General features: G+C 66.4%; 10 protein-coding genes, 2 pseudogenes and 1 riboswitch. Of the genes and pseudogenes, 3 read left to right on the top strand and 9 right to left on the bottom strand.

The genetic code is table 11. The features are described from left to right. Positions 1-12 precede the first annotated feature (12 nt). From OG225_RS39735 to OG225_RS39695, 9 genes and pseudogenes are all read right to left on the bottom strand, one after another. Entirely contained in the window at positions 13-1269 is a 1257-nt protein-coding gene (locus tag OG225_RS39735) for an acyl-CoA dehydrogenase family protein (protein WP_405179747.1), read from the bottom strand. Positions 1270-1288: 19 nt separating this feature from the next. Then, complete coding sequence (locus tag OG225_RS39730) at positions 1289-2176, bottom strand: SDR family oxidoreductase (protein ID WP_405179746.1); 888 nt, start codon at positions 2174-2176, stop codon at positions 1289-1291. Next, positions 2080-2841, bottom strand: a pseudogene (locus tag OG225_RS39725) (MaoC/PaaZ C-terminal domain-containing protein); the annotation flags it as partial. The gene OG225_RS39730 and the pseudogene OG225_RS39725, both read right to left, overlap by 97 nt. Before the next feature lie 15 nt (positions 2842-2856). Further along, positions 2857-3279, bottom strand: a complete 423-nt coding sequence (locus OG225_RS39720; protein WP_405179745.1) for an SRPBCC family protein — start codon at positions 3277-3279, stop codon at positions 2857-2859. Next, positions 3264-3859 (bottom strand): annotated as a pseudogene (locus OG225_RS39715) (beta-ketoacyl synthase N-terminal-like domain-containing protein); the annotation flags it as partial. The pseudogene OG225_RS39715 and the gene OG225_RS39720, both read right to left, overlap by 16 nt. Positions 3860-4073: 214 nt before the next feature. Continuing rightward, complete coding sequence (locus tag OG225_RS39710) at positions 4074-4718, bottom strand: TetR/AcrR family transcriptional regulator (protein WP_405179744.1); 645 nt, start codon at positions 4716-4718, stop codon at positions 4074-4076. A gap of 49 nt (positions 4719-4767) precedes the next feature. Continuing rightward, positions 4768-6000: an MFS transporter gene (locus tag OG225_RS39705; protein ID WP_405179743.1), complete on the bottom strand. Its 1233-nt coding sequence runs from the start codon at positions 5998-6000 to the stop codon at positions 4768-4770. 220 nt (positions 6001-6220) lie between these two features. Then, positions 6221-7438: an NADP-dependent isocitrate dehydrogenase gene (locus OG225_RS39700; protein WP_405179742.1), complete on the bottom strand. Its 1218-nt coding sequence runs from the start codon at positions 7436-7438 to the stop codon at positions 6221-6223. Positions 7439-7789: 351 nt separating this feature from the next. After that, positions 7790-9283, bottom strand: a complete 1494-nt coding sequence (locus OG225_RS39695) for an MFS transporter (RefSeq protein WP_405179741.1) — start codon at positions 9281-9283, stop codon at positions 7790-7792. A 148-nt stretch (positions 9284-9431) separates the two neighbouring features. On the opposite strand from OG225_RS39695, the gene OG225_RS39690 reads away from it, so the two are divergent. The 3 genes from OG225_RS39690 (at position 9432) to OG225_RS39680 (ending at position 12874) form a co-directional block, all read left to right on the top strand. Continuing rightward, positions 9432-10145, top strand: coding sequence for a TetR/AcrR family transcriptional regulator (locus tag OG225_RS39690; protein WP_405179740.1), 714 nt, complete (start codon positions 9432-9434; stop codon positions 10143-10145). Positions 10146-10197: 52 nt separating this feature from the next. After that, positions 10198-10308: riboswitch (SAM riboswitch) on the top strand. Positions 10309-10397: 89 nt separating this feature from the next. Next, complete coding sequence (locus OG225_RS39685) at positions 10398-11723, top strand: bifunctional o-acetylhomoserine/o-acetylserine sulfhydrylase (RefSeq protein WP_405179739.1); 1326 nt, start codon at positions 10398-10400, stop codon at positions 11721-11723. Continuing rightward, positions 11720-12874, top strand: coding sequence for a homoserine O-acetyltransferase (locus OG225_RS39680; protein ID WP_405179738.1), 1155 nt, complete (start codon positions 11720-11722; stop codon positions 12872-12874). The genes OG225_RS39685 and OG225_RS39680 overlap by 4 nt, the downstream gene beginning before the upstream one ends. The last annotated feature ends 16 nt before the right edge of the window (positions 12875-12890 follow it).

Here is a 12890-nt window from a genome sequence, read left to right as displayed (position 1 = left end):
CCGGTTCCGCGCCTATTGCGCGAGGAGACCTTTGGCGATGTGGGTCACCTGGATCTCGTTGCTGCCCGCGTAGATCATGAGCGATTTGGCGTCGCGGGCGAGCTGCTCGACCCGGTATTCGGTCATGTACCCGTTACCGCCGAACAACTGGACCGCCTCCATGGCCACTTCCGTCGCGGCCTCGGAGGCGTACAGCTTGATCGCCGACGCTTCGGCCAGGCTCGGCGGTTTACCCGCGCGCCCCCGCTCCAGCACGTTGAAGACCATGTTCTGCACGTTGATCCGCGCGACCTCCATCTTCGCCAGTTTCAACTGGACCAGCTGGAATCGCCCGATCTCCTGTCCCCAGAGTTTGCGACTCTTCGCGTACTCCAGGCACAGACGATGGCATTCGTTGATGATGCCGAGCGCCATGAAACCGACGCCGATCCGTTCGGCGGTGAAACTGGAGCGGGCGCTGTCGCGGCCGTCGCCGCCGCGATGCTCCTCGGTCTCACCGAGCAGCCGGTCACGACCCAGGCGCACACCGTCGAAGAACAGCTCGCCCGTCGGCGAGGAGTGCAGCCCCATCTTCTTGAACGGTTTGCCCTGCGTGAAGCCCTCCATCCCCGCGTCGAGGACGAAGGTGAGCACCTTGCGGTCGCGTTTGTCGGCGCCGTCACCCTCGTCGAGTTTGGCGTAGACGACCACGACGTCGGCGAAGGGACCGTTGGTGATGAACGTCTTCTGTCCGTTGAGGATGTAGTCGTCACCGTCGCGCCGGACATAGGATTTCATCCCGCCGAAAGCGTCCGATCCGGAATCCGGTTCGGTGATGGCCCACGCCGCGACCTTGCGCATGGTCACGATATCGGCGAGCCAACGCTGTTTCTGGGCGAGCGTCCCGCGCGACATAATGGTGGTGGCGCCGAGTCCGATGGAGACACCCAGCGCGGTCACCAAACCCATACACACGCCGGATAATTCGCCGATCAGCACCGCCATCATGGATTCCTGCCCCGCGAAAGGGCTTCCGCCGGAGGATTTCTTCTCCGGTGCGGGCTCACCGGCCGCGACCGCCTCGGCCTTCGCCTGTTCCTTGGCCAGCGATTTCTCGATCGCCTCACCCGCGACGGCGTCGATGCCGAACTCGCCGAACAGTTTCCGGATGATCGGATACGGCGTCATCTCACCGATGTCGAGCGCGTCGAGATGGGGACGGACCTCCTTGTCGACGAAGGTCCGCACGGCATCGCGGATCATCACGTCGGTTTCGGACCATTCGAACATCGTTGTTCTCCTTACCTGATCACGGCAGCCGGGCGGCGATATCATCGATGAGCCACGGCCCTTCGGCCTCGATCGTCTTCACGTCGTGCCGGACGGACAGCTCCGAGATGGCGCCGCCCTGGACGGCGAAAACCTTGCCGGTCGTCACGCACTCGTCCGATGCCAAGTATGCGACCAGCGGGGAGATATTGGCGGGGCTGAAGGCGTCGAATTCGTCCGCGCCGAGTTGTTCGGCCTCGGCGGCCAGCATCGCGCCCATACCGGGGGTGGCGAGGGTGAGCCGGGTGCGCGCGATCGGCGCGATGGCGTTGACCCGCACGCCGTAGCGCCCGAATTCCTCCGCGGCCACCAGGGTCAGCGCGGCGATCGCGGCCTTGGCCGCGCCGTAGTTGGCCTGTCCGGCGTTGGGCAGTGTGGTTCCCGAGGCCGACGCGGTGTTGACGACCGCCGCGCTGGGCCGATTGCCCGCCTTGCTCTGCTGTTTCCAGTACGCGCCCGCGTGGTGCAGCATCGCGGCGTGCCCCTTCAGATGGACCGCGATCACCGCGTCCCACTGCGATTCCGTCATTCCGGCGAGGAAGGCGTCGCGCAGGATGCCCGCGTTGTTGACCACCACGTCGAGTCCGCCGAATTCCGCGACCGCCTGTTCGACGAGTTTCCGCGCTCCCTCCCAGCTCGCGACGTCGTCGGTGCTGACCGAGGTGGCGGGCTCGGACACCCGTCGCTGAGGACGACGTCGGTCCCGCGCACCGTTTCGAAGGCGTAGGTGGTCTTCCCGTTCTCGGATCCGGCCTTCCAGACACGGGTCTCCAGGTCGTCGCCGGGGAAGACCATCTTGGCGAAACGCACCGCGAATCGCGTCAGTCGACGGGTGTCCGAGCCCGCCACCTCGGTCAGCACCGCCCACGACGCGAACGCCATGGTGCACAGACCGTGCGCGATGATGCCCGGCAGTCCCGCGTCCGTGGCGACCTGCTCGTCCAGGTGCAGCGGCACCGGATCACCCGCCGCGGGCGCGTAGCGGTAGGTCTGGTCGGTGTCGACGTGTTGGGACACCACCGCCACCGGCACGGTCGACCGCAGCGCCTCGTCGAATTTATGTGTCGGCGCGGCCGCGCCGACCGACTTGCTCGCGTGGATATCACGGAAGAAGGCGGTCAGATACTGCTCGTTGACCAATTCCCCGGCACCGTCACGACATTCGACGAGTATCGAGATAGAGGTCCCGTTGGCCCGACTGGTGTAGCCGATCGCCTTGGCCCGTGACACCAGCCGGTCGCCCGGCTCGATCGCCCGGTGGAAGTGGAAATCCTGCTCGCCGTGCACGACCCGGCCGAAGATATTCGTCGGCGCGACATCGATCACCGGCATCAACATCGCCTCGAAGACCGGGACGATGGCGAAAACCGGTGACGCCACCGCACCGGCGCGGTGCGCGGAAATCGGATCGTTGGTGGCCGCCGCGTATTCGGCGATCCGCTCCGAGGTGACCGCGAAAGTCTCGTCCTCGCACCAGGTTTCCAAACCCGCGTCGTCGAAGGCCACCACGCGGGTGCCGGACTGCGCTGTCATCGTCGCCCCTCGAGATCAGGCCGAGGCCAGCGCGTCGAGCTGTTCCAGCGAGGTGTCCAGCTGTTTGAGTCCGTCCTTCTCCACCGCCTTGCCCAGCGCGCCCTTGATGAGCGCGCCCTCGAAATCACCGGAGACGACGACCGTGCTGCCGCCCTCGCCCTTCGCCCGGATATCGAAGGTGAATTCGGTTTCGACACCGGCCATTCCGGTGCCACCGAGGGTGAGCCGGTGCGGCTGTGCCACGGACACCACGGTCCATTCGAGTTTGTTCGCCATGCCGAGCATGACGATCTTCGCGACGAGTTTCGAGCCCTCGGCCAGCGCGGCGGGCGGTTCTTCGAGGAAACGCTCGTGGATGGTGAACCATTCGGCCCACGTCTGCGGGGCCCCGCGGCCTCGCCCTCCCCGCAGAGGCCGAGCGCGGAGGTCGGCGAGCACTGCAATTTGGTGAGCGGGTCGTAGATCATCCGCGAACCCAGGATGTCATCGAGGGTGTATTCGTCCTGGAACTGCGAATACGGATTGTTCACCGAATGCTTGTGGTTCTTGTAGCCGATCTTGGCGAAATGCTCGGCGGTGGTGCCGTATTGCTTCATGTGCTCGCGGCCCGGGCCATCGGCTGTTCGCGATCGTCCCAGGTCGACCCGAGCGAGCCGGGCTGCATCTTCTCGAAACCGAGCGCCAGCGTGCATTCGGCGAGGCCGCCCCTGATGGCCTGGGCCGCGAGATACAGCGCGGTCGAACCGGTGGAACAGTTGTTGTTCACGTTGAGCACCGGAATACCGGTCATCCCGAGTTCGTAGACCGCGCGCTGGCCGGAAGTCGACTCACCGTAGACGTATCCGACATAGGCCTGCTCGACCTCGCGGTAGTCGATTCCGGCGTCGGCGAGCGCGGCGGTGCCCGATTCCCTCGCCATATCCGGGTAGTCCCAATCGGTGCCGTCCTCGTTCTTTCGGCGTCCCGGCTTCTCGAATTTCGTCATGCCGACACCGACGACGTAGACCTTGTTCGCCATCGAACTCCCTCAGTTTTCGGACCGCCCGCGCTAGTGGCTACGTGACGTATCGCTTCGAACCGAACCGATAACAAACATACGAGCATGTATGTAACTACGCAAGATGGCGACGGCCCCGACTATTCGGAAACCCTGCTGCCTGCAATGAGAGGCCGGATCTCCCACATACAGTTGATCTCGTATGTGAGGGACCGCAGGGCCGCAGGGGAGACCGTCAGTCGAGCGAGTCGACCTTCTTCAGCGCGGCGTTCGCGATCCCCCGCAGATGCACACAGGCACGACGCCAGCGGCGATGCGCCCGTTCGGAATCGGCGTCGATGAAATTCGCGACGAGAATGCCGCGCAGCGCGTCCATCGCGGTGTAGACGAACTCGCGGGCTTCCTTGCGGCGCATCTCGTCCGGCACGAATCTGGCCACCGCCATGAGCACCGCGTTGTTGACGAAAGGTTCGACCTTCTCCATCGCCGAGGCCAGCACCGGATCGGTCCGGCCCGCGACCCACAATTCGGCCGTGGCGATGAACAGCGGTCCCCGGTGCAGTTCCCACAGGAAGGCCAGCGCGGCGTCGACCGGATCGGTGCCGACCACCACCCGATCCATCTCGCGCATCGCGGTTTCGGCACGCCGCTGCGCGAGGTGGCTGATGGCCGCGACCACCAGGTCGGTCCTGGATCCGAAATGATGGACCTGCGCACCCCGGGTGACCCCGGCCCGCTCGGCGACCCTCGGCGTGGTGGTACCCACGTACCCGTACTCGACCAGACAGTCGATCGTCGCGTCCAGCAACCGCGTCCGCATTTCGCTGCTGCGCTGCTCCTGGGTGCGGCGCTGCGGTTTGGGGGCGTCGGTCCTGGTCATTCGGACGATTCTACACTTACATACAGTCCTGTATGTTCTACCGTGAGCGTCAGGCGGGATTCCCGCGGGCCGCCAAGACGGTCAACGCGAACAGGACGACACCGAGCACGGCGAGTCCCGCGCCGACGGCCGCGGGCGCCGAGTAACCGAGACCGGCGGCGATGACCACGCCGCCGAGCCACGCACCCGCCGCGTTGGCGATATTGAGGGCCGCGTGATTGAGGGCCGCGGCGAGGGTCTGCGCGTCGGCGGCGACATCCATCAGCCGGGTCTGGAGCCCCGGGGCCAGCGCCGCGCCCGACGCGCCGATCAGGAACGCGCCGATTCCCGCGGTGAACGGATTGTGCGCGGCGGCGATGAATCCGGCGAGGATGACGACCATGGCGATCATCGACAGGAAGATCGCGCGATCCACGCCACGGTCGGCGAGCACGCCACCGACGATATTGCCGACCACCATGCCGACGCCGAACAGCATCAGCACGATCGGCACCAGACTCAACGACATGCCGGCGACATCGGTCAGCGTGGTCGTGATGTAGGTGTAGACGGCGAACATCCCGCCGAAGCCGACGGCGCCGACCGCCAGGGTCAGCAGCACCTGCGGGCGTCGCAGCGCGCCGAGTTCGGTCACGGGATTGGTGATCTTGATTCCGGTGAGTTCCGGAACGAATCGCAGGAGTGCGAGCACGGTGGCGGCGCCGATGAACACCACCACCACATAGGCGTCGCGCCAGCCCAGATGCTGACCGAGCCACGTCGCAGCGGGAACGCCGACGACATTGGCGGCGCTCAATCCCAGCATAACCGCGGCAACGGCCTTGGCGCGCTGTCCAACCGGGGCCAATGTGGCCGCGGCCAGCGACGCCACACCGAAGTACGCGCCATGCGGCAGACCGGAGACGAAACGGGAGAGGACCAGGGTCGCGAAATTCGGCGCGAAGACGCTCGCGATATTGCCGACGGTGAAAGCCACCATCAAGAACACGAGCAGCCGCTTGCGCGCGACCCGCGCGCACAGTGCCGCGATCACCGGCGCGCCGACGACAACGCCGAGCGCGTAGGCCGACACCGCGTACCCGGCCGTCGGCTCGGAGACATGCACGGACTCCGCGATATCGGGCAGCAAACCCATGGTGACGAATTCGGTGGTGCCGATGCCGAAGCCCCCGAGAGCGAGGGCGAGCATGGCCGGGATATGCCAGTCCGTCCGCTCGGCGGGCACGGTCGTCTGCGCGATCACGGGACTGGTCACGCCTTCATGTAACAGGTGCCCGTCCATGATCTCTTCCCGCGCATACGTGAGTTGAGCCACCCGCACCGGCCCGGCCGGACATTCTCGGACGCGACGGGCAGATACCTGCCCGCGGCGACCGCGAATGTCCGCGTGGACCGCAGACAGCTCGGGCACCCACCTGTGGGCGGGTGCCCGTGTCGGCCCGGCGCTGGGAGATCCCAGCGCCGGAAGAGGTGAGCGTGTGAGCTCGCCTCTCTCACCTGGCTCAGCGCAGGGCGCGGGCCAGGTTCTCGTCGAGCGCGCCGAGGAATTCCTCGGTGCTCAGGTAACTCTGGTCGCCGCCGACGAGCGCCGCGAGGTCCTTGGTCATCTGGCCGCCTTCGACGGTCTTGATGACGACGTCCTCGAGGGTCTGGGCGAAACCGATCACCTCGGGGGTGTTGTCCAGCTTGCCGCGGTGCTCGAGCCCGCGCGTCCAGGCGAAGATCGACGCGATCGGGTTGGTCGAGGTCGGCTTGCCCTGCTGGTGCTGCCGGTAGTGCCTGGTGACGGTGCCGTGTGCGGCCTCCGCCTCGCAGGTACGGCCGTCCGGGGTGAGCAGCACGGAAGTCATCAGGCCGAGCGAACCGAAGCCCTGGGCCACGGTGTCGGACTGGACGTCGCCGTCGTAGTTCTTGCAGGCCCAGACGTAGCCGCCCTCCCATTTCATGGAGGAGGCGACCATGTCGTCGATGAGGCGGTGCTCGTAGGTGAGGCCCGCCGCGTCGAACTGGGTCTTGAACTCGGCGTCGAAGACTTCCTGGAAGGTGTCCTTGAACATGCCGTCGTAGGCCTTGAGGATGGTGTTCTTGGTGGACATGTACACCGGGTAGTTCTGGGCGAGTCCGTAGTTGAACGACGCGCGAGCGAAGTCTTCGATGGACTTGCGGAAGTTGTACATGCCCATCACGACGCCGCCCTCTTCGGGCATCTTCACGACCTCGTGGACGATCGGCTCGCTGCCGTCCTCGGGGGTGAAGGTGAGCGTGACGGTGCCGGCCTGGAAGACCTTGAAGTCGGTGGCGCGGTACTGATCGCCGAACGCGTGGCGGCCGATGATGATCGGCTTGGTCCAACCGGGGACCAGGCGCGGCACGTTCGAGATGATGATCGGCGCGCGGAAGATGGTTCCGCCCAGGATGTTGCGGATGGTGCCGTTGGGCGAGCGCCACATCTTCTTCAGGCCGAATTCCTCGACCCGGGCCTCGTCCGGGGTGATGGTGGCGCATTTGACGCCGACGCCGTGCTCTTTGATGGCGTTCGCGGCGTCGATGGTGACCTGGTCGTCTGTTTTGTCCCGGTACTCGATTCCCAGGTCGTAGTACTCGAGGTTCACGTCGAGATAGGGATGGACCAGCTTGTCCTTGATGAACTGCCAGATGATCCGGGTCATCTCGTCTCCGTCGAGTTCTACGACGGTGCCTTCAACCTTGATCTTGGACATGGATCTTCGTGTCCTCCTAGGATGGTGCCCTCATTGCACGGCCAGGTGAACACGCTTGTGAGCGGACCCCAGCTGTTCCAACAGACAACGTATATGTCCCGTCTTGTCGGCGGGACGTGTGGTGCAAAACAAGACAAGCGTACTGCTGGTGATGTGCTCACCGCGCGGGGAGGTACCACTGTGCGTAACCTCGCAGCGTACCCGGGTAACGGTGTTAGTTGTTACCCGCAGGTAGGTATCAGGTGATCGGGAGCATATCGGCGCAGGTCACGCATAATGCGCCTACCTGCCGAACCGACGTGGGTCCGCGCACCGCAACCGGCACGCGGACCCACGATCGGATTCGTTTCCTCAGACCGCCATCGGCACCTTGACGTCGTCCTCGGCTCCCTCGATCAGATTCTCCGGCTTGTCCCGGATCATCAGCGCGATCACCGGGATCGCGGCCAGGAAGAAGCCCGCGCCCACGTAGAACGCGACGTCGTAGCTGTGGATCGAAGCGCGCGCGGCGAGATCGGACACGGTGGGATTGTCGATCACGTAATCCTTGGCGACCTGCACGGAGATCGTGGTGAGCAGCGCGGTACCCACCGCGCCGCCGACCTGCTGCGCCGCGTTCAGCAGCGCACTGGCGACACCGGAGTCCTGCTCGTCCACCTGATGCAGGGCCACGGCTTGCATGCCGACGAACAGCGGGCCCATGCCGAGCGCGATCAGCGACTGCGCGGGCAGCACGCTGAACGCGTAGCCGTCGCCGAAGCCGAGCTGGGCCAGCCAGAGCAGACCGATCGTGCCGAGCACGGCGCCCGCCAACATCAGCGGACGCGGGCCGAGCTTGGGCAGCAGGGTGCTGGTGATACCCGCGGAGATGGCGATGCCGATCGGGAAGGGCAGGAAGGCCACACCCGCCTTCAGCGGCGTGTATCCCAGCGTGTTCTGGAAGTAGAAGCTGAGGAACAGGAACATCGCGAACATCGCGATCGGAACCAGCAGCGCCACGATCAGCGCGCCACCCCGGTTGATCTCACCCGGAATACGCAACGGCAGCAGCGGATTCGCCGAGCGCCGCTCGACCCCGACGAAGACCGCGAGCAGGACGACGCCGACGGCGAGCAGACCCAGCGTGCTGCCCGCGGTCCAGCCGTCCTCGGCGGCGCGACTGAAGCCATAGACGATCGCGACCAGACCGAACGTCACCGAGACGGCGCCCGGCACGTCGTAACCGCCGGTGCGCGGCGCGGGGACGTCCTTGAGGACGAAGGTGAGCGCGCCGATCAGCGCGATGATCGCGATCGGGGCGTTCACCAGCAGGGTCCAGCGCCACGAGGCGTATTCGGTGAGCGCGCCACCGGCGAGCAAGCCGATGGCGGCGCCCGCGGCGGAGATGCCCGCGAAGATCGAGAAGGCCGTCGCGCGCTCCTTCGCCTCGGTGAACGTCACCGAGACCAGCGACAGCGCGGCGGGTGCGAGCAGTGCGGCGAAGGCGCCCTGCAGGCCGCGGCCCACGAACAGCTGGGCCCCGTTCTGCGCGAGTCCGGCCAGCGCCGACGCGGCGGCGAAGCCGATCAGGCCCGCGATGAAGATGTTGCGGCGGCCCAGGTAGTCCGCCATGCGGCCGCCGAGCAGCAGCAAACCGCCGAAGATCAGCGTGTAGGCGGTCATCACCCACTGGGTGTTGCCCTGACTGATCTCGAGATCACGTTGTGCGAATGGCAGTGCGATGGTCACGATAGTGGCGTCGAGAACCACCATGAGCTGTGCCAGCGCGATGACGGCGAGAGCGAGCCAACGTGCGGAACTCCCCCGTTTCCCCGGTGCGTCGGCCGCCGATGCGGTGTCGGTCATCTCGGTCTCCTCGTTCGAAGTACAGGACTTTCGGATCAAGTCGGCTAATCCTGTCACCATCAGACATTTGGCGTCAAGAGAAAAATGTCGCAATCAGACATTTGCCTATGGCTGCCAAACAGTAACAGTCGTGGGATAGAATGCGGAAATGCTCGACTCACCAGCGCCGATCGACGTGGCCGCCGATGCCCGCGCCACCGGCTCGGCTCGGGGACGCTGCGGCCCCAGCCTGCGCGAGCGCAAGAAGATCCAGACCCGCGCGCGCATCATCGAAGTCGCCCTGAACCTGTGCGACAGCCAGGGCTTCGAGGCGACCACCGTGGAGCAGATCGCGCACGCCGCCGACGTGTCACCACGCACCGTGAACAGGTATTTCGAGACCAAAGAGGACATCATCCTCGGCCCGGTCTCCGATTTCGGCGAAGGCGTCGCCATCGCCCTGCGTCAGCAGCCGCGGGCCGACAGCGATCTGCGCGCGCTGTGCAACGCCTACCTGGCGATCATCGACAGCGCCGCCAACGGCGGGGACGTCACCTCGTTCCGGCAGTTCCAGCAAATGCAGCGCATCGCGCGCAACAGCCCCGCGGTCAACGCCCGCGCTCTGGAATTCGGCGAGACCAAGACCACCGCGATCACCCGATGCCTGGCCGAACGCACCGGCGACGCCCCCGGCGCCCTGCGCGTGCGCCTGGTGGTGGCCACCTGGCAGATGCTGTGCCATATCGCGATGGCCGATTCCGAGGAGCTGGTCGTCAACAGCGACCCGCAGACCGCCGCCCGCGCCGCTCGCGCCGCGGTACTCACCGCGTACAACGAGCTCCAGCGCATCTGCTCGCAGTCGCGCCCGCTCGAATCCGCGTGATATTTCCAACGGAATTCGGGCGTTTCGCACCGTCCGGTTACCATGTTTCTCAGGTCATGAGTGCCAGCGTCAAGCCCCGGCTCGCTGGTCGGCAACCCTCCAGCTGCGGTGGGGTGCTCCGGGTGATGACCGGGCTCCCGAAGGCCGGGAGCAAGCGCGCTGTTCAGGAGGATCCCGAAATGTGTTGTTGTCCGTCGCCCGCGTTGCGATAACCCGTTCGTCCGGCGAACAACCCCTCATTTGGAGAACGATATGAGCGATCCAACGACGTCCCCGATCGATCCGGCCGCCTGGTCCTTCGAGACCAAACAGATCCACGCGGGCCAGTCCCCCGATCAGGCCACCGGTGCACGGGCACTGCCGATCTACCAGACCACCTCGTACGCCTTCCGCGACACCGATCACGCCGCGGCGCTGTTCGGGCTGGCCGAACCGGGCAACATCTACACGCGCATCATGAATCCCACCCAGGACGTGGTGGAACAGCGCATCGCCGCGCTGGAGGGCGGAGTGGCCGCGCTGCTCGTCGCCTCGGGGCAGGCGGCCGAGACCTACGCGATCCTCAACCTGGCCTCGGCCGGTGATCACATCGTCTCCAGCCCGCAACTCTACGGCGGCACCTACAACCTGTTCCACTACTCGCTGCCCAAACTCGGCATCGAGGTCTCCTTCGTCGACGATCAGGACGATCCCGAACAGTGGCGCGCCGCCATCCGGCCCAATACCAAAGCCTTCTTCGGCGAGACCATCGCCAACCCGAGTAGCGCCATCTTCGACATCCGCGGGGTCGCCGATGTGGCGCACGCGGCAGGCATCCCGCTGATCGTCGACAACACCGTCGCCACCCCGTACCTGATCCAGCCGCTGGTCCACGGCGCCGACATCGTCGTACACTCGGCGACGAAATACCTCGGCGGACACGGCACGGCCATCGGCGGCGTCATCGTGGACGGCGGCACCTTCGACTGGACGGTGGCCGACGCCGACGGCGCGTCGCGCTACCCCGGTTTCACCACGCCGGACCCGAGCTACCACGGCGCGGTCTTCGCCGATCTCGGCGCTCCCGCCTACGCGCTCAAGGCGCGCGTGCAGTTGCTGCGCGATCTCGGCGCCGCGATCTCGCCGTTCAACGCCTTCCTGATCGCCCAGGGTCTGGAGACACTGAGCCTGCGGATCGAGCGGCACGTCTCCAACGCGAAGGCCGTCGCCGAATTCCTCGCGAACCACGAGGACGTCGAAGCCGTCTTCTACGCGGGTCTGCCCACCTCGCCGTGGTACCAGCGCGCCGCCGCACTCGCCCCCAAGGGCGCGGGCGCGATCATCGCCTTCGACCTGCGCGGCGGTATCGACGCGGGCAAGAAATTCGTGGACGCGCTGACCCTGCACAGCCACGTCGCCAATATCGGCGACGTGCGGTCGCTGGTGATCCACCCGGCCTCGACCACACATTCACAGCTGACACCCGAGGAGCAGTCGGCCGCGGGCGTGACGCCCGGCCTGGTGCGCCTCGCCGTCGGCATCGAGGGCATCGAGGACATCCTCGCCGACCTACGCGCCGGTTTCGCGGCGGCGACGTGACCGTGAGCACCGAGCCGAGCACCGCCCGTCCAGTGACCGGTACGACATTGCTGCCACCGCCGGACGGGCGGCTCGGCGTGATCACCATCGGGGATGTCCGGCTGGAGAACGGCGCCGTCGTCCCCGATGTGGGTCTCGCGGTGCAGCGCTGGGGCGAACTGTCTCCCGCGCTGGACAATGTCGTCCTGGTCGAACACGCGCTGACCGGTGATTCGCACGTGGTCGGCGCGCCCGACGGGCTGCATTCGCAGCCCGGCTGGTGGGACGGCATGGTCGGCCCCGGTGCGCCGATCGACACCGACGAATGGTGTGTGATCGCGACGAACGTGCTCGGCGGCTGCAAGGGCAGCACCGGGCCCGCGTCGCTCGCGCCCGACGGGAAACCGTGGGGCGCGCGGTTTCCGGAGATCTCCATCCGCGATCAGGTGAACGCGGAGATCGCGCTCGCCGATCTGCTCGGCATCGACCGGCTCGCCGCGGTGGTCGGCGGGTCGATGGGCGGTATGCGGGTGCTGGAATGGATGATCACCGCCCCCGCGCGGGTGGCGGCGGCCCTGGTGCTCGCGGTCGGCGCACGCGCCACCGCCGACCAGATCGGCACCCAGGCCACCCAGATCGCCGCCATCACCTCCGATCCGGACTGGCAGGGCGGCGATTACCACGGCACCGGCCGCGCCCCGACGGCCGGAATGGGTATCGCGCGCCGGATCGCGCACCTGACCTACCGGACCGAAGGCGAATTGGATCACCGCTTCGAGAATCACGCCCAGGGCGACGAGGATCCGTGGCGCGGCGGCCGTTACGCGGTGCAGAGCTACCTGGAACATCAGGCCGAAAAACTCTGTAGCCGTTTCGATCCCGCCACCTACGTGTTGCTGACCGAGGCGATGAACCGGCACGACGTCGGCCGTGGACGCGGCGGTGTCGCCGCCGCACTGGCATCGACCCCGGTGCCGTGCGTGGTGGGCGGCGTCGACTCCGATCGGCTCTATCCGCTGCGGACCCAACAGGAATTGGCCGAACTGCTTCCCGGCTGCGACGGTCTGGAGATCGTGCATTCCCGCGACGGGCACGACGGATTCCTGACCGAAGCGGCGGCGGTGTCGAAACTGCTGATCGAGACCATGCGGCTGGCGCGCGAAAACCGCTGAGGCGCGGACTTTCCCG

It is taken from the genome of Nocardia sp. NBC_01377 (genome assembly GCF_045040005.1).
Classification (GTDB): Bacteria; Actinomycetota; Actinomycetes; order Mycobacteriales; family Mycobacteriaceae; genus Nocardia; species Nocardia noduli.
The sequence above is the reverse complement of the archived record's forward strand: the minus strand, read 5'-3'. Positions and strand labels throughout refer to the sequence as shown.